Annotated in this window: 12 protein-coding genes and 2 riboswitches; of the genes, 5 read left to right on the top strand and 7 right to left on the bottom strand. The window is 47.5% G+C overall.

Annotated elements, in window-relative coordinates; genetic code table 11:
* Positions 1 to 18: 18 nt before the first annotated feature.
* The 4 genes from ABD014_RS17115 to ABD014_RS17100 form a co-directional block, all read right to left on the bottom strand.
* Positions 19 to 1,626, bottom strand: a complete 1,608-nt coding sequence (locus tag ABD014_RS17115; RefSeq protein WP_343863056.1) for an extracellular solute-binding protein — start codon at positions 1,624 to 1,626, stop codon at positions 19 to 21.
* Positions 1,627 to 1,732: 106 nt separating this feature from the next.
* Entirely contained in the window at positions 1,733 to 2,635 is a 903-nt protein-coding gene (locus tag ABD014_RS17110; RefSeq protein WP_343863055.1) for a carbohydrate ABC transporter permease, read from the bottom strand.
* A 19-nt stretch (positions 2,636 to 2,654) separates the two neighbouring features.
* Positions 2,655 to 3,614, bottom strand: a complete 960-nt coding sequence (locus tag ABD014_RS17105) for an ABC transporter permease (RefSeq protein WP_343863054.1) — start codon at positions 3,612 to 3,614, stop codon at positions 2,655 to 2,657.
* 20 nt (positions 3,615 to 3,634) lie between these two features.
* Positions 3,635 to 4,393 (bottom strand): alpha/beta hydrolase, encoded by a 759-nt coding sequence (locus ABD014_RS17100; protein WP_343863053.1) that lies wholly within the window; start codon positions 4,391 to 4,393, stop codon positions 3,635 to 3,637.
* A gap of 522 nt (positions 4,394 to 4,915) precedes the next feature.
* On the opposite strand from ABD014_RS17100, the gene ABD014_RS17095 reads away from it, so the two are divergent.
* The 3 genes from ABD014_RS17095 (at position 4,916) to ABD014_RS17085 (ending at position 7,579) form a co-directional block, all read left to right on the top strand.
* Entirely contained in the window at positions 4,916 to 5,827 is a 912-nt protein-coding gene (locus ABD014_RS17095) for a serine hydrolase domain-containing protein (RefSeq protein WP_343863052.1), read from the top strand.
* Positions 5,828 to 5,977: 150 nt separating this feature from the next.
* The gene (locus ABD014_RS17090; protein WP_343863051.1) at positions 5,978 to 6,157 is read left to right on the top strand and encodes a DUF2524 domain-containing protein; all 180 of its coding nucleotides are present in this window, start codon (positions 5,978 to 5,980) and stop codon (positions 6,155 to 6,157) included.
* A gap of 177 nt (positions 6,158 to 6,334) precedes the next feature.
* The gene (locus ABD014_RS17085; protein ID WP_343863050.1) at positions 6,335 to 7,579 is read left to right on the top strand and encodes an MFS transporter; all 1,245 of its coding nucleotides are present in this window, start codon (positions 6,335 to 6,337) and stop codon (positions 7,577 to 7,579) included.
* A 336-nt stretch (positions 7,580 to 7,915) separates the two neighbouring features.
* On the opposite strand, the gene ABD014_RS17080 is transcribed toward ABD014_RS17085, so the two are convergent.
* A complete protein-coding gene (locus tag ABD014_RS17080; protein ID WP_343863049.1) occupies positions 7,916 to 10,198 on the bottom strand; it encodes a glycoside hydrolase family 65 protein in 2,283 nt (760 codons plus the stop codon).
* A gap of 109 nt (positions 10,199 to 10,307) precedes the next feature.
* Between ABD014_RS17080 and ABD014_RS17075 the strand changes: the two genes are divergently transcribed.
* On the top strand, positions 10,308 to 11,054 hold the full coding sequence (locus tag ABD014_RS17075; RefSeq protein ID WP_343863048.1) for a helix-turn-helix domain-containing protein: 747 nt from the start codon (positions 10,308 to 10,310) through the stop codon (positions 11,052 to 11,054).
* Positions 11,055 to 11,192: 138 nt separating this feature from the next.
* Here ABD014_RS17075 and rlmN read toward each other — a convergent pair whose 3' ends face one another.
* On the bottom strand, positions 11,193 to 12,254 hold the full coding sequence (rlmN, locus tag ABD014_RS17070; RefSeq protein WP_343863047.1) for a dual-specificity RNA methyltransferase RlmN: 1,062 nt from the start codon (positions 12,252 to 12,254) through the stop codon (positions 11,193 to 11,195).
* A gap of 276 nt (positions 12,255 to 12,530) precedes the next feature.
* Positions 12,531 to 12,623: riboswitch (cyclic di-GMP riboswitch) on the top strand.
* Positions 12,624 to 13,015: 392 nt separating this feature from the next.
* Positions 13,016 to 13,103: riboswitch (cyclic di-GMP riboswitch) on the top strand.
* Positions 13,104 to 13,184: 81 nt separating this feature from the next.
* Between rlmN and ABD014_RS17065 the strand changes: the two genes are divergently transcribed.
* Positions 13,185 to 13,850, top strand: coding sequence for an anthrax toxin lethal factor-related metalloendopeptidase (locus tag ABD014_RS17065; RefSeq protein ID WP_343863046.1), 666 nt, complete (start codon positions 13,185 to 13,187; stop codon positions 13,848 to 13,850).
* Positions 13,851 to 13,908: 58 nt separating this feature from the next.
* On the opposite strand, the gene ABD014_RS17060 is transcribed toward ABD014_RS17065, so the two are convergent.
* Positions 13,909 to 17,181, bottom strand: a complete 3,273-nt coding sequence (locus ABD014_RS17060) for an S-layer homology domain-containing protein (protein WP_343863045.1) — start codon at positions 17,179 to 17,181, stop codon at positions 13,909 to 13,911.
* Positions 17,182 to 17,222: the final 41 nt, after the last annotated feature.

Genomic DNA, 17,222 nt, shown 5'->3' with positions numbered 1-17,222 from the left:
TCTGATTGAAGCGGTATCCTACTTATTCAAATTGTTCAGCTCATCCAGAACCGGTTGAACCAAGGATTGCTTGCTTTCAACCCACTTCTTCCAGTTGGCTTCCAAATCACCCGGCTGCAAAATCAAGTTAGCATATTCGTTCTGATATTCGAACGACGCTTGGCTCTTCGCCTTGGAGTCATACAATTGTACATCCCAATCGTAGGTAGCCAGCTTACCGCCTTCTACTCCCAGCTTCGCCTTGTCTTGATAAAGCTTCACAGATCTATCACGATATTCCTTCTTGATGGCTGGATTGATAATACTGAAGTCATCGCCAAGAACATACAAACCTTCAAACCGGGCTGGATATTTATCTTCCAGAGAAGTTCCTTCTGGAAGCAAGCTCACAAGTTCTTTGTTATCATCATATTTCCAGTCCGTGCCTTCGAAGCCCATATTCAACAGCAATTGGCCTTCCTTACTTGTTGAATAATCAATCAGATCCATAATGCGCTCGAATTTCTCTTTGTTAATATCTGGGGAGAAGATCAACGAGGACCAGAAGTTAGGCTGTTCCAGGTTGCGGTACTTACCGTCATCCCCAAGAACGATAGCTGTATGAACAAGCTCGTCGCTGTCTACACCGAGGTTTTTCTTCATTTGCGTATCCATGTCTTTTCTGTATGACGCCAGGCCGCCAAGGCTTGTAATAGCTGCTACGCCCTTCACTCTGAAGTTATCGCTGCCCTCATTGTTCTTCCAAGTGTAGAACTCTGGATTCAAGAGGCCTTCCTTGTAGGCTTGTTGCATTAATTTAAGACCCGTCAGCGTCTCAGGGTCAGCAGGACCCCAATGGAATTTGCCGTCCTCACCTTTGTAGAATGCGGACTCAACACGGGAGTGCTCACTATTCGCCATAATGATATTTGTCAGCGCATCATCCGCGTTGTATGAGATCGGAACGAGCTTGGAGCCCAGCTTGCCGGGATCCTTCTCTTTTACCAATCTTGCATATTCCATCAATTCGCTAGTTGTATAAGCATCCTTCAGTTCAAAACCAACTGCCTCTGCCCAATCCTTACGCAGTGCGATAACACCGATCTGGTTCGTAAGAGGATCTGCCGGTTTATTCTCAAAGTACACTGGTTTTGGCAGGATGTAAGTACCGCCAGTCAACTCTTCCAGCTTGTCACCAAGTCCAGTCAGCTTGTAAGCAGCCGCAATATTCGGCCAGCGTTCCTTCCAATCATCCGGGAATTTATATAGTAGTCCTTGATCTACATAGTTCATGAAATCGCCGTGTACATAGTTCCAGCTTGCCACATCAGGAAGGTCGCCGGAGTTGATCCAGAGGCGCAGCTTCTCAGCCCAGGAATCCCATTGTACATAGTTGTAATCCCACTCGATATTGAACTTGTCCGTCCAGAATTTGTGGAACTCATTGTTCATCTGGCCGTCCTTCACCTCAGTCAACTGTGCAGTGGAAATTTTCAACTTATCTTTGTATCCACCGTTCTCATCCTTGGCATTGCCTCCAGCACTGGACGTATTATCCTGCTTCGAGGAGCATGCCGTCAGCATCATCGTTAGTACAAGTACGACGGCCAGAAGAGGTTTTACTGACAACTTTTTGTTCGTTTTCATACTTTACCCCCGTGTTAATAAGATTTTTGTTACAAGTCTTGTTCAAAAATCCACTTCGTGATCAAAAGTGAACTCTTTGAACTGCCTCTAAAAAATCTATTGGTTATCAGGTCTTGATTGCCCCTGTTAACACCCCTTTGGCGAAGTGTTTCTGCAGCATCGGGAAGAAGCACATAATTGGCAGCATCGATACAAAGACCGAGGCCATCTTCATGCCTGTGGAGAAGCCCGATTTGGCCAAGGCATCCACACTGGCAGCGTTGGATACATTCGTGGTAGATTCTACAATGATTGTCCGCAGGACGTTCTGCAGCGGGAGCTGCTCCGCCTTGCGCAGGAAGATCATCGCATCATACCATCCGTTCCAGAAAGCCACGCCGTAGAACAAAGTAATTGTCGCCATAATTGGAGCCGCAAGCGGCAGCACTATGGAGAAGAGGATCTTCCATTCCCCGGCTCCGTCAAGTCTCGCCGATTCCATCAGCGATTCCGGCAGCCCCTGGAAGTAGTTCATCATCAGTATCATATTGAAGGCACTGAAGCTTCCTACCAAGATGACGGACCAGAGCGATCCAGTCAGGTTGAGCGACTTCATAACCAGGTATAGCGGAACGATCCCACCGTTGAATATCATCGTGAACAGGACGATGAAGAAGATGCCCTTCTTGCCGGGGAACTTATTCCGGCTTAGACCGTAGGCCATCGTACTCGTCAGGAACAAGCTGAGCGGTAGTCCGACGAGCAAGATCTTGAACGTGTTCAGGAAGCCCCCGAGAAGTCTTCCATCTTGGAATAGCGCCCGATAAGCATCCAGCGTAGGGTGCTTCGGCCACATCAACATCGGATTATCCGCATACTCCTTCTGGGTTGCGAACGAGATCATAATGACGTTCCAGAAAGGAATGATGATCATCAAGGACAATACCGTTAACAGAACCAGTAGAAAATAATCCAGAAACGTCATTTTTCCGACCCGGAATTTATGTCGTTTCGCAGCTTTCGTACTCATCTATCACTACACTCCTTTCCTAACGGAATAATCCGTCTCCACCCATCATTTTTGCAACCCGGTCCGCAGACAGCAGCAGAATCATGTTGACTAGTGACCGGAACAAGCTGACCGCCGTAGAGAACGAGAAGTCCGTCGAAGACTGGAACGTAATCCGGTAAATATACACATCCAGTACCTGAGATACGTTCTGTGTTGCTGCATTCGCCAGGTTGAAGATCTGATCGAAGCCGGCTGACATCAGACCGCCCACATTCAGAATGAACATGACCGTAACGGTTGGCAGAATGTTCGGAAGCGTAATTTTGAATATTTGCTGCATCCGTGAGGCGCCATCGATCTGCGCTGATTCATATTGATCCTGATCGATTCCGGAGATCGCCGCCAGGAAGATGATCGCTCCCCATCCTGTTGACTTCCAGATATCTGTTAGGATCAGCATCGGTAGGAACATTCTCTCCGAGCCGAGGAAATTGATCGTCGACAGCCCAAGCATCGAGAGCGCACTATTCAGCAGACCGTCATAAGATAGAACATTGATAACAATCCCCGACACAATAATCCATGACAAGAATTGCGGGAAAGTAAATATTGTCTGGAACACTTTCTTCATCTTGCCCATCCGCAGCTCATTCAGTAGAAGAGCAAGCAGAATCGGGAACGGAAATGAAATCAAGAACTTGATGATGTTGACGTATAACGTTCTCCATATCGCATCAATAAAAGTAGGATCACGGAAGACGTATTTAAAGTTCTCCAATCCTACCCATGGGCTTCCCCAGATTCCCATATTGGCTTTGTAATGCTTGAAGGCTAGCGATAAGCCGCCCATCGGCATATAGGCAAATACAAATAACCAGATCAAGCCGGGCAGGAGCAGCGTATAGGTCATCCGGTGCTTCCAGATTTCCATGAACCAGGACCGTGGTTTAGATTGAGTATTTATTTTTTTGTCAGGCCCTATGGCAGCAGGTTTCAAATTGCATCCCCTCACTCTACTTATTTCTTTTCATCGAATAGGAACTCAAACGTGGTCTTAAGATGCTTCTCCCAGAAGAGCCAGTCATGGGTTCCCGGCCCTTCCACATACTTGAAGTCAAATGGTGTAGACTGCATATGATCGGCGAACTCACGGTTCATCCCGATGAAGGGGTCCTCCGTTCCGCAGCAGCAGAGCAGGGCCGGAAGCTTCACACCATCTTCAATCCGTTGAGCAGCAAGAGCATATAAGTCCTGCTCCGGGCTGACGAGAAGCTCGGTTCCAAAGACAGCCTGCATCTCCCGGGCCATCCCCGGCTCCATCTTCGGATCGCGAAGACGCTGCTGCATGTCGGTTACCCCGGAGAGCGATACCGCCTTTGCATACCGTTCCGGGTAAGTGAGAGCAGCCTTAAGCGCGCCATATCCGCCCATGGACAAGCCTGCAATATAGGTGTTCTGCGGATCATCGTTCAGCTTGAACAGACAAGAACAAAATGCTGGCAGCTCCTGCGTGACATAATGGAAATAATCCAAGCCATACTCCATATCGGTGTAATAGCTACGATTCACTTGCGGCATGATAACCGTGCAGCCATACTTTGCAGCATACTGTTCCACCGTTGTCAGGCGATGCCAGGTACTCGCATTGTCACCTGCACCATGCAGTAGATACAAGGTACTGTCTGAGGGAACTCCACTATCAATGGGAGAGATCACATGGATACTAGTTGTCATTCGCAGTGTCGGCGATCCTGTATCTATCGTGATGTGCGCCATATGTAACCCCTTTCACCAATACATGATTTAAGCGGCTTCTTTGCAAGCAGCTGTAATGATCTATTCACGTAATCCAAGTGCTATCAGACTACAAGACTGAAACTGAAACGAAACGTTTCTCATTTCACAGGAAATATTCGAGAAAATGGCCGAAATCCTTCTACTCTCCCATACCATTAGGGTACAAGCCTATGATACTCATGTTAATCAGGCCCGGATACAGGAAAATTAAGGATGATGTAAGCGATTAACTCGAATCGTTTCGATAACATCATATTCCTGTTCTCAGATCGTGTCAACCCTATTTTTTATAAAACATTTCTGAGCCTCCTATGACTGTAAAATCACCAAAAATCGATGTTCTATCATGCATTTACAGCCCGAAACAGGTCCAGATCACGCCACACCTACGGCTTCCACCGCGGCGGTTGACACCTTGATGAAAATGTAATAAATTCTTTTTTGATAGCGTTTATATGAAACGTTTCTATTTATTTAAACAAGAAAGAAGGCTCCCTAACCATGACTCTGTCACTTACAGGTTTTGTCGATCGTGTTACTGAGCAAGGATTGAACGTATTGTCCACACGTGTGCTTCAGCATGGAGAGTTAGCTGCACAGTGGGATCTGACCATAGATGAGCGTCGTGTTCAGCACTCTATCAGCAAATCGTTCACTTGTATGGCGGCAGGGCTAGCGATCGCCGAAGGGAAGCTGTCATTACATACGAAGTTGAACGAATTTTTCCCGCAATATGTCGTTGAAGACGCTAATATAGAGCCGGCCATGTGCCCTGGCGATCTAGCCCTGTATGATCTGCTCCGCATGACTTCCGGACATGACAACCCTCCGCTTACTGCGGCGGAGAGAGCAAGTCTTGAAGAAAAGGATTGGGTGAAATACTATATGTCCCTGCCTTTGGACAGAGCCCCAGGGGAACTGTTCACCTACAGTAGCGGAGATACCTTTATCATCTCGGCATTAATCCAGGCTGCCACAGGACAGACCGTGCAGGATTATCTGACCCCTCACTTGTTCGAGCCGTTGGGGATCCATGATGTATACTGGGAGACCTCCCCGCTAGGCATTACGCTCGGATGCGCTGGATTGGTCATCAACAATGAGGAGCTTAGCCGATTTGGGCAATTTTTGCTGCAGAGGGGCATGTGGGAGGGCAAGCAGCTGGTGCCTGCGGAGTGGATTGACTTTGTAACGCGCAAGCAGATCGACAACCAGGGCAGCGTAGATTGGAGCCAAGGCTACGGATGCCAATTCTGGATGTGTACCCATGACGCCTACCGCGCCGATGGAGCCTATGGTCAGTTCTGCATCGTATTGTCCGATAAGGACGCTGTCATTGCCATCAACAGCCAGGAAGAGCATATGCAAGAGATTTTGGATATTGTGTGGGCTGAAATCCTCCCACAATTATAGAGGAGTCCGCTTTTGATCACGAAGTATAAGATATCTGCAAACTTTACTGAATAACTTCACATTGAAAACTGCCATAATATGCGTGTTAAGGACTGTCCCCGAGGACAAAATCATGCGAGTCCAATTGATATTATGGAGGGTGTTTAGGATATGTTGAAGGATATCAATAGCAATTATGATTGCTCTCAATCGGGAGATGATCTTCATCAACTGATACAAGAGCTTGAATCCCTGCGCGGACAAGGCGAAGCGGGCAAAGATATTCAAGAACAAATTCATCGTCTTGAGAACCAAATCTCATTTATCAGGAACAAATGCGATATTCCATAATGCATTATTAAGGACCCGGGGACTCCCGAGGTCCTTTCTCGTTTTATCTGTGCAAGGTTCCACTTATTTGAATGTATATATTTGACCATCAAAGCGCATTTTTCAACTAGCTGGATTGCCTGAACTGTGATATTCTCTCTCTTATTCATACATCATTCATGGATCAGGGAGGGCATTTTGATTACGTCATCAAAAGCTTCAAAGCGCAATTACATATTCCAGGTTCTGACCGTATTTATCGGTTTTCTTGTATTCGGTTTCTCCGAGAATGTTAAGGGCCCAGCCATTCCGCGAATTCAGACTAATTTCGGTCTGGACGAGATGCAGATTGGAACGCTGCTGTCGCTGAATTCACTCGGCTACTTGCTAGCCTGTTCATTTACCGCCATCCTGGTACGTAAATGGGGCGTCAAATGTGTAACATTAATCTCTTTTGGCTCGATGGTTGCCTCCGGAATTTTCATATTTCTGTCCCAGAGCTATCCTGCGTTAACCGGCTCCTATTTCTTCATGTACCTCGGCAACGGGATGCTGGAGATCGCACTAGCTGTGCTGGGCGCGCAGATCTTTGTCAAAAATACCGGTACGATGATGAACTTATCGCATTTCTTCTACGGCTTAAGTTCAACGGTCGCCCCGATGCTCGCATCCGGCTTAATGACGGTCACTCTGTTCGGGCACACGCTGGATTGGAGAGGCATGTATTTGGTCGTGTTGTCCTTATGTCTTATCCCGATGATCCCGGCCCTGCTTGGACGATTCCCGGATCAGAACGATTCGGGAGAAGAACGCACGCCGATCAAAGCATTTCTGCGCGACCCGGTCATGTGGCTGCTCGTCACCATTTTGTCCTTCGGCGTCGTATCCGAATTGGCCGTAGGCGGATGGCTCGTTAACTTCCTGGAGAAGGCCTATCATTGGGATACGACCGCAGCAGCCGGGATGCTGTCCGGCTTCTTCCTATGCTTCACCGTGGCGCGTCTGCTCGTAGGCCCCATTGTTGACCGGATCGGATTCACGTTATCCTTAATTATTCTGGCGGCCTTCACAGGAGTATGCACCTTCGCTGCCATTCTGATCGGCGAGCCGGGAGCGGTTCTGTTCGCGATTGCCGGCATTGGTATCGCCCCGGTATATCCGACCATCATGGCGCTGATCGCCAAGCGATACCGCAGCAACAGCGACACTGCCATTACCTTCATCGTCACGCTAATGGGCGTCGGCAGTGTCATCGGCAACTATCTGATCGGTGCGATTACCGACGGGATCAAACGGCTGTTCATGACTAGCCAAGGCTCAGAGCTCGGCTTGCTGCGCGGACTGCAGGCTGGATACAGCTTTATCGCTCTGTGTGCGATTATCTGCTCATTGGCCAGCCTCATTCTATATCGCCATTTGAAGCGAAGAAACGAGTTACTGTAAAACAGGATTTTTGAACACGCAATGTAATAACGGGATGGAGAAAATGAGTATCTGTCGGCCCGTATACTTCTTCCCTTATTGAATAGGAAATAGAAATAGCTGCTAATATGCACTTATTAAGCGTAGTTCTCTTTGAAAGTACAAAATAGCTGCATCTCTGCAGCTATTTTTTGTGTTTTAGACCCGATATGAAATTGATCGTGCAAATAAGTGTATATTTTGCAATTAAATCCTGAGTTACGCCGATTCTTACGCATTTAGTTGTACTATTTACATTTAGGTAAGATGCGAGCGGAATTCCCTTCACCGTTCATCCGTTCCTATTTAATAAAATGACTACCGAAGCGCCCGCTTCACCGATTGTCCTGGCTCCAACCTTACTTCCTCATCATAAAGCTTAATGGAGATAGCCTCTCCTTCGACAATTTCAAGCATTACACTATCTTTGCCAATCGATACACCAATGAGGCGACCACGGAAATTGAGGCGGAAAGCGTATTTCTGCCAATCCTGCGGAATCGCTGGCGCGAGCGAAAGCCCGCTCTCCTTCAAACGCATACCAGCAAAGCCGTATACGATCGACATCCACGTGCCGCCCATATTCGCCATATGCAGGCCATCCTTCGTATTGCCATGTGTATTGTCCAGATCCAGGCGCGCGGTCTCGATAAAGTACTCATACGCCTTTTCCACATTGCCGATTTTTGAAGCCATAATACTGAAGATACAGGAAGACAAGGAAGAATCATGCGTCGTGATTCCTTCATAGTAGTCGTATGAACGCTTGATCGTCTCTTCGCTCTGTTCATCCTCGAGCAGGAAGTGAGCCAGCACCGTATCTGCCTGTTTACACACTTGATAGCGGTAAATGGTCAACGGATGATAGTGCAGCAACAACGGATACTTCTCCTTCGGCGTGTTGTCGAAGTCCCATACCGCCTTGCGAAGGAACGTGTCGTCCTGCGGGTTAATGCCCAATGCTTCATCATAGGGCAGCAACATAGCATCAGCAGCCTTCTCCCACGCCGTAATCTCCTCTTCGGTAATTCCAAGACGGACACAGAGCGCCTTAAAGCCGGCAGCATTATAATCTTTCAGAATCGAACAGCTCTTGGCTGCCCACTTCAGGTTATGCTTGGCCATCACATTGGTGTAGTAGTTGTTGTTCACGCAGCAGGTGTATTCATCCGGTCCGGTCACCTCGTCGATATGGAAGGCACCGTTATAGTAATGGCCGATCTCGGCCCATAGACGGGCGGTCTCAATCAGCACCTCTGCGCCATAGGACAGAAGGAAGCCTTTGTCCTGCTCAGCAAGATAATACTGGATATAGCTATAAGCGATATCTGCACTAATATGATATTGCGCCGTTCCCGACGGGAAGAACGAGGAGCACTCTGTGCCCGCAATTGTGCGCCATGGGAATAACGCGCCCTGCTTATGCCCCATCTCACGCGCTCTGGCTCTGGCCTGATCGAGTGAAGAGTAACGATACAGCAGGAGTTGACGGGCAATATCGGGTTGCGTCATCAGGAATATCGGGAACATGTAAATTTCCGTATCCCAGAAATAATGGCCCTCATAGCCTTCACCGCTTAAGCCTTTGGCAGAAATATTGCTGTGCTCATCCCGGCCCGCTGATTGCAGCAGTTGGAACAGGTTGAAGCGAATTCCTTCCTGCAGTTGCGCATCATTCTCGATCACCACATCTGCGGATTTCCAATATTCCTGCAAATATGCCGTCTGTTCAGCCAGCAGTTGCTCAAAGGATAGCTCCTTCAGACCTTCCTGCAGTTGAGTCCCTTGTTCGACAATCGCCTCGCCATGACGGAGGCTGTCTGTGTACAGGTTATACTTCGTCAGAGCTACTGCTTCTTCCAAAGTGAAGGATGCTGTGTAAGTCACTTGGCCCTCATCAGCCTGCCATTGAACATCGGCATTGGTACTCAGATCATGACGGGTCACGCAAGCCGCACGCAGCTTGGACACAAACGTCTCATCAACAACATAGCCCATATCGCCTTGAACGCCCGTATCGATGACCTTCATCCTTTCGGCATGTCCGGCACCCACGCGGGGATCATTGGCATTTGTATAATTCGTCACTTTACCGTTCACGGTCGAGACGATTCTCACCAAACCGTTGTAATTTATCGGTTCGATCCGTAACTGAATTGCGAACAATTCCCGGTGAGCAAAGGATACGAGACGGCGGAAAGTCAGCTTGATCTCTTTGCCACCAGGTGATCTCCACTGCACCATTCTCTCCGCATAGCCTCTATCCATATGCAGACTGCGTTCATGAGCTGTAATCGTTCCTTGATCAAGCCGGAACGGTTCCTGTTCATCACCCAAATAGATCAGAATCGTCTGAGCATCGATATTGTTAACAAGCTTCTGTTGTGTATCAGGAAAGGCGAACAATTTCTCACCGTAAGGAATTTCAATCACATCGTGAAAAGCATTCAGATAAGTACCACGAATCGTGGACATATCTGCTCCATAACCTTCTTCAAAGTTGCCGCGCACTCCCAAGTAACCGTTGCCAAGCGCAAAAATACTTTCCATATTGAGCAAAACTTGCTGTGACAGTTCAGCGTTTGATATTTTCCAGGTCATAATCTGCCCTTCCTCCCTAACAGGTTATGCTTGAATTTTAGTGCGAAAAGAGGTTATGTTATACTAAAATATCAAGTTTTTTATCAATATTTTTAGGTGGTGGGAAATAATGAACAAGTCTTCTCGTCCGGACAATCCGCCGTATTATGTATCATCCCGGATGCAGTATTTGCGCGACAATTTCATCCATCCCCCTTTCGATTATGAGCATGAGCTGCTGGAAGCTATCCGCTTTGGCGATGAACATAGAGCTATGGAAATGCTGCACAGAATCAATGAGCTAGAGGCCGCAGTACTTGCCACCTACCCGCTTCGTTCCAAGAAGAATGCCTTGATCGCTTCCTGCACTTTATTTACTCGTGCGATTATTAAGGGTGGTGTTGACCCGGAGGTCGCTTTCCATTTGAGCGATACGGTGATATTGGAAATCGAAAAGATCGGGGATGTCGAACGGCTCATTCATTTCGAATATGAAATGCTGGTGCAGTTCGTGGCGATGATCCGCTCCGAGAAAGCTGAGCTGCCTTACTCGCATATCGTGAATCTGGCGATTCGCTATATCCGTGAGCATATCTTCGAGGAACTGACCCTGCAGAAGATTGCCGATGTTCTTAAGGTTCATCCCAGCTATTTGTCAGACCGCTTCAAGCGGGAGACTGGCTCTCCGCTCACCACGTTCATTAACCAACGGAAGATCGAAGAATCCAAGCACCTGTTGATCCATACGAATCAATCGATCTCTGAAATTGCCTTTACGTTCAAATTCTGCAATCAGAGTTATTATACGCAGTTGTTCAAAAATTTCACCGGCATGACCCCCAGAAAATTCCGGATCAGCGGCGCAGAGAGAGGGTAATTAGCGTAGATGAGATAGATGAGCGCAATAGCGATACCCTGTTTCGTTAGTTCCGGGGGTTGTCAGTAATAGCAGAAAAGCAGCCCTTCCTATTCAGGATATGAGCTGCTTTTTGTTCGTTTTCGACCAAGTTATAGATTACGCCCGCTGCTTCATCTGCTTACTTCTGAGCTGTCCGCATGCGGCATCAATGTCGGTGCCATGCTCCATCCGAACGCTGCAGCTAATGCCTTGCTTCTTCAGCTCGTCATAGAACTCAAGCACGGCATCCTTGTCACTACGCTGGTACTGGCTGTGCTCATCGACCGGATTGTAGGGAATCAAGTTCACATTGACATAGGATCTGCGACTGTCCAATAGCTCAGTTAATTCCACAGCCTGCTCCCGGCCATCGTTCACATCCCGAAGCAAAATGTACTCGATCGTAACCCGCTGATTCGTACGCTGCAGGTAATAATCAATTGCCTCCATCAGCTTCTCGATCGGAATACCGCGATTGATCTTCATGATCCGGGTCCGCAGCTCATTGTTCGGGGCATGCAGAGAGATTGCCAGGTTGACACGAAGGTTGAGATCGGCAAACTCCTTAATTTTATCCGCTAGGCCACTGGTTGAGACCGTAATATGTCTTGGGCCAATCGCCAGTCCCTTATGATCGGTCATCACCTTCAGGAAATTAACGACATTGTCGAAATTATCGAACGGCTCGCCAATCCCCATAACTACGATATGGCTAACCAATTCTCCGCGCTGCGCCTCATCCAGATAGAGCTGAACCTTCATAATCTGTTCGACAATCTCGCCCGTGGACAAGTCCCGGCTTTTCTTCAGCAATCCGCTCGCACAGAAGCTGCAGCCGATATTGCAGCCCACCTGGGTCGTTACACAGACGGACAGGCCAAATTTATGTCTCATCAGCACCGTCTCGATCAGATTGCCGTCCTGTAATTTGAACAGAAATTTAACAGTGCCGTCCTTGGACTCCTGGCGAGTATGCTCAGTCATTGTCTGCATCGTCATATGAACGCTTAGTAATTCTACACACGGAGCCGAAACATCCACCATTGCTGAAATGCTCTTAACCCGCTTGCGATATAAGTTATCCCAGACAAACCCAGCTCTTGATCTCTTCTCACCATGATCCTCGAGCCAAGCTCCAAGTTGTTCTAATGTAAATCCATAAATGGATGTGTTATTCATGCCAGTTCCTCTTTTCAAAACTGTAAAATAGCCTCTCGTCTGTCACTCCGAAAAGGATGTAATCTGTACTATTGTCCCAAATTTTTAGTTTTAACACAAGAGCTAGGCCCCGCTTGCCAACACTTGCATCCGTCCGTTTTCCATAGTAATCCGTCATAACGTATATTCCGCTCGAATTCACGCCCTTTTTAGCAGAAAAGAGTTGACTATTCAATCTATTAGATTTATTTTTATTAGTAGATAGATTCATATTTTTTCCAATTCTATTATTCTCTTAATCGATCAAGGCAAACCCTTCGAAAGACGGGGACGCAAAGCTATAGGGGCTTCGTGAGGATGAATTCCTTCACATGCCAGCCAGTTGCCGATATAGAAGCTGTAGAGCGTGATCACTGCTCGAACCGTCCTTCTTACTCGGTAAGAAGGATTTTTTGTTCTTTGGAAATTAGTTTTTTCAAGTTCAATGAGTTCAAAAAGGTCGGTTTTCAGCACCGAGAAGGTTGGATGAAGCTAGGGATTGAGGAGCGGAGCGTACGTAGTTTGTACGTGAGCACCGGAAAGCCCGGCTGAATTCAAGATTCGATGCCGAGCCACTTCCTGATTCACCTCGTGTTAGATATAGAATTTATTCGTTATCAGCGTGCTGATGAAATTCTATATCGCAAGAAAACCTACATCTGGATCGCGGTCGCACATCCTTGAATTACTTCGATCGGTTTTCTTATCAAAAGCGGACTTTTTGAACTACCTTACTATTTTCATATTGCTCAGGGCAAACCCATCGAAAGATGGGGGCGCAAAGCTACAGGGGCTACAGCGGATCTGCCGCCAAGCCAGCCAGCTGCCGATATGGAAGCGGATGAATACTTCATTCATTTCTTCCGACTCGGTGAACTATGCAAATTTCATGAGATGAATGGAGGGATTATTATGAAGCTGATCCGACGCATCCCGATCCTATTTCTTACCTGTCTGCTCATCGTTATGAGCTTCTCTACCCCATCAAGCTATGCTCAGGGTGATACTAGCCTGCTTAAAGACATTGTCATATTGCCTCAGGGCAATTACGATAAGCTAGAAGCCGATAAGATGATGAATCATCTGGCACTGATTCCCGCCCCGCTTCTGCAAGCTCTTAAGGATAAACAAATAAATATTAAGCTCGTTACCGGAAAAATCACCGATGAGCCTGAATTCTCGCAATATAAGGGAGTCACCCCACGGGGATGGGAGAATACCGGCCTCACTTGGGACGACGTTCCTGGTGTCAGCTCCAATATCGTTATTGCCAGAATCGGCTACAGCGACAAAGGCAAAGGCCATAACGGGCAAAACCTGGAGCTGCATGAGACGTTCCACGCCATAGACCGCCTTGTACTCGGCAACATCAGCTCTTCCACAAAGTTCACAGACATATGGAAGAAAGAAGCTGACGTCGACTATAAGGGAGATGGATATTTATCATCGTACGCTACCGAATACTTCGCGGAAACCGCGACGCTGTATCTATATAGTGAGCAGACACAAGCTAGGCTTAAGCAGGACATGCCTTTAACCTATCAATTTATGAAGGACTTATTCTCTAAATATCAATAATAATGCACAAGGAGGCTCCCCGACGGGAGCCTCCTCTTTACGTTAAATCACTCATTCATTAGGGTTCAACTCTATGCGGCTTAAGCTGTTCCCAAGTCTCATAATCGTCCGTATCCCGTGAATAATCATGGTTGTTCGTCGCTTCAATGACATCCTCGTAATACCAGCTCGTTGCCGGATTATCCGGCCACTTCTTGGCATCCTTATGGATTCCGGACTCCTTCACTTTGCGATTCAATACACTATTGATGAAGGACATTGCCTCGGCTCTAGTAATATATTGATTCGGTCTGAAGGTACCATCCGTATACCCTTTGATCCATCCTTTATTACCTGCCGAGAGAATGTACTTCTCAGCCCAATGTCCGCTAATATCCGTGAACAGTCCGCTCTCCCGCTCATCCAGCTTATCGAATCGAGCTGCAATAGCAGCAAATTCAGCTCTGGTGATTGCCTGACCCGGTCTGAAGGAGCCATCCGGGTAGCCGGTAATAATTCCGGCATTGGCCATCGTCGAGATATGCTTGTTGGACCAGCGTGTATCCTTCACATCGTTATAGGAATTCGTTGTTGAGTAGTAGTTCGCCCGGCTCTCGCCTTCCATCAGACGATAGAAGATCGCCGCCACTTCTTCGCGGCTGATATTGTTCTGCGGCTTCACCATACCGTCCGGATAGCCCTGGATATAATCAAAGTGATTCTCGGTGTCGAGCTTAGGCGGTACTGGCGGTAATGGAGGCACTGGTGGTGCTGGTGGTGTTGGTGATGGCGAAGGTGATGTGTAAGAGGTGTAAGAGCCTCCTGAGCTAGGATTGCCTGGGCTAGTCGAATTCGCTGTGTAGTAGAAAATATACTCTTGCGATTCGCCATCTCCGATCTTATACGTATCGCTGGACTTCGTTGGAGTATAGCCAGATATGCTTATCGCCGTTAAGGTTAGTGTATCTCCTATCTTGCCCTTTACCGTGGTAGGATTGGCAAGCTGACGATGGCTACCCTGTTCAAGATACTTCACGGTTACCAAGCGTTCAGCTACTTGTTTGTTGTAGTAGAAGGTATACTCTTGCTCTGATTCAGCGGTAAAGGTATAAGCAGCACTCTCCAGCTCTGGTACGTATACTGCATCCGTTACGGTCGGGACCTTAGGCAACAAAGTGATCTTTTTGCCATCGCTTCCGAACACCGTATCCGCTTCAGCCACTGACACTCCAGTCGCCCGATCAAGATAATGAATTGTAAGCTTCAAATTTTCTTCAGGATCACTCTTCTTGTAATAGACAGAGTAGTCCTGAACTTCTGCATTTGTGATTGTATAGCTATGGTTAAGCTGAACCGGAACATATACCGAATCAGTTACTGTAATGTTCTCGGCCGTCCAAGTTAATGTATCTCCAACCTTGCCTGATTTGACCTCTGGGTCCTGCAATACAGCGTCCGTGCCTTCTTCAAGAAAGTGGATCGTTACTGCACGTTCCTGGGTAGGTTGTTCATCTTGAGTATAGTAGAAGATGTACTCGTTACCCTCTGCTTTCACTGTATACATATCTTCCGTTATCTCTGGAGTATAACCCGGAACGGTGACAGCCATTAATTTCACAGCTTCCCCTGTCTTTCCTGGTACGGAAGTGGACGGCGCTAACTCATTGCCGCTTCCCTTCTCAAGATACTTCACAGTTACGCTTTGCTCATCCGCCGTGTAATAGAAAATATGCTCATTATTATCCTTATTCTCTACAGAATAATTAAAGGTTGTAGGCTCCTCTGCTGTATAGCCCGGAATTTGCTTCGCTTCGAGCTTAATCTTCTCGCCGACAATAGCCTTCTCAATCACATCCGGATCAGCAATCTCCTTGTTCGAATCGCGATTCACATATTTTACTGTCACCTGCTTCTCGATCACCTTCGCGTAGCCGAACAGTACGATATTTTCTGCTGCCGCTTTTAAAGTAACGCTTGTCGGATCATCCCCAACCCTGAGGCTGTATCCGTCTACTGGGTTGGCCGGTACGGAAACCGGTTCACCTCCGACCGGGAATGTGTCCTTGCCATCGACGGAATAGTACCCGGAGTAAAGCTCTTTAGCTAGATCTGGACTATCCACTACATTGCCAGCTTCATCTACTGGCTTCCCTTCCAGATTCACCGCGTAGCCCTTAACAAGGATCTTCACCTGACCTATCTTCACTTCAGGTACAGTAAATTCCTTCACAACATGCGTCTGACCATACACATTTGTGTAATCAATCGTCGTCTCTCCGTTCGTCGGATACAACGTATCCGATACCGGGTTCGAAGTTGGATCGATCACGACAACATAAGTTAATGTCGCCGGTTTGTCCTCAGAGACCGTACCGACATTCCACTGGAATGTCTCCGTCGCCGGGTTCCATACTACCTCGCCTTGGGACGCTTCGTAGTCCTTGCCCTCCAGCGCACCCGGCTGCAGATTGAACTTCTCGCCCATCGGATCTGTCACAACCGCATCTTTGGCAGCAAATTTAATATCGCTGGATATCTCGGCAAATACCTTCTTCAGCTCATCGCTGTTCGCTGAATAGTAGCCTCGATTCTGACTGTTGTTGAGTACATACACAGCATTGCTGTTGTTGCCTACTTCCAGGCCAATGCTATAAATACCAATACCCTTATCGTGCAGCAATTTGGCATGGGAAATGGTCGGAAGTCCATTATCCGTGACCTTGTAGGTACCAATATTATAGCTGGATAGGGAAAAACTGTTTCCAGTTCCTTTTAAAGATGTGAAGTCAAAATCAGTAATTGTGAAGTTGTATTTGTTATTAGGCCAGTCGTTATAACTCTTAGCAGCCGTCCCCTTATAACTATAGGTTGGCTCCCCATCGCTCAGCAGCACGATATACTTCTTATCAGCCTGACTATTTTTCAATAGATCATCAGCAGCTTTAATTCCGGCTTGAATATTTGTTCCGCCAGTTGCACTGATTTTATCAATGGCTTTCTTGAAGTCATCCTTCTTAGATGCATCTGCAAAGCCATACACTGGTGGATCAGAAGCCGCATTATTAAACGATACCGCCGCCAAACGTACACCCGAATCACTCGTTAGCAGTGAATCCGCGAAGCTCTTGGCCGCTTCTTTGGCATTTGCCAGACGCTTCCCATCGTTCATACTGCCCGATTTGTCGATGACAAGCACAATGTCTGTGCTAGTCTTCAACTGCTTGCCCTCCACAGTCAGCGTTACCTGCCATTCTCCGAAGTTACCTGTAGGGGTTGCCGTCTTGTTCAGCCGGATCGACCCTTGGGCCGGCCACTCCGGATCACTGTTACTACCACCGGCCCCCAACGCCATAGAGGGCATCCCTAATATAAGGGAGATCATACACAACCAAG

Origin of the sequence: Paenibacillus motobuensis, from assembly GCF_039521865.1 — a bacterium.
GTDB lineage: Bacteria > Bacillota > Bacilli > Paenibacillales > Paenibacillaceae > Fontibacillus > Fontibacillus motobuensis.
This window is presented reverse-complemented; position numbering and strand designations above follow the sequence as displayed.

Bases quoted from the DNA above. Each gene is read 5' to 3' on its own strand.
- ABD014_RS17110 (WP_343863055.1), bottom strand. From the start codon at position 2,635: ATGAGTACGAAAGCTGCGAAACGACATAAATTCCGGGTCGGAAAAATG.
- ABD014_RS17100 (WP_343863053.1), bottom strand. From the start codon at position 4,393: ATGGCGCACATCACGATAGATACAGGATCGCCGACACTGCGAATGACA.
- rlmN (WP_343863047.1), bottom strand. From the start codon at position 12,254: ATGAATAACACATCCATTTATGGATTTACATTAGAACAACTTGGAGCT.
- ABD014_RS17115 (WP_343863056.1), bottom strand. From the start codon at position 1,626: ATGAAAACGAACAAAAAGTTGTCAGTAAAACCTCTTCTGGCCGTCGTA.
- ABD014_RS17080 (WP_343863049.1), bottom strand. From the start codon at position 10,198: ATGACCTGGAAAATATCAAACGCTGAACTGTCACAGCAAGTTTTGCTC.
- ABD014_RS17075 (WP_343863048.1), top strand. From the start codon at position 10,308: ATGAACAAGTCTTCTCGTCCGGACAATCCGCCGTATTATGTATCATCC.
- ABD014_RS17095 (WP_343863052.1), top strand. From the start codon at position 4,916: ATGACTCTGTCACTTACAGGTTTTGTCGATCGTGTTACTGAGCAAGGA.
- ABD014_RS17065 (WP_343863046.1), top strand. From the start codon at position 13,185: ATGAAGCTGATCCGACGCATCCCGATCCTATTTCTTACCTGTCTGCTC.
- ABD014_RS17090 (WP_343863051.1), top strand. From the start codon at position 5,978: ATGTTGAAGGATATCAATAGCAATTATGATTGCTCTCAATCGGGAGAT.
- ABD014_RS17060 (WP_343863045.1), bottom strand. From the start codon at position 17,181: ATGGCGTTGGGGGCCGGTGGTAGTAACAGTGATCCGGAGTGGCCGGCC.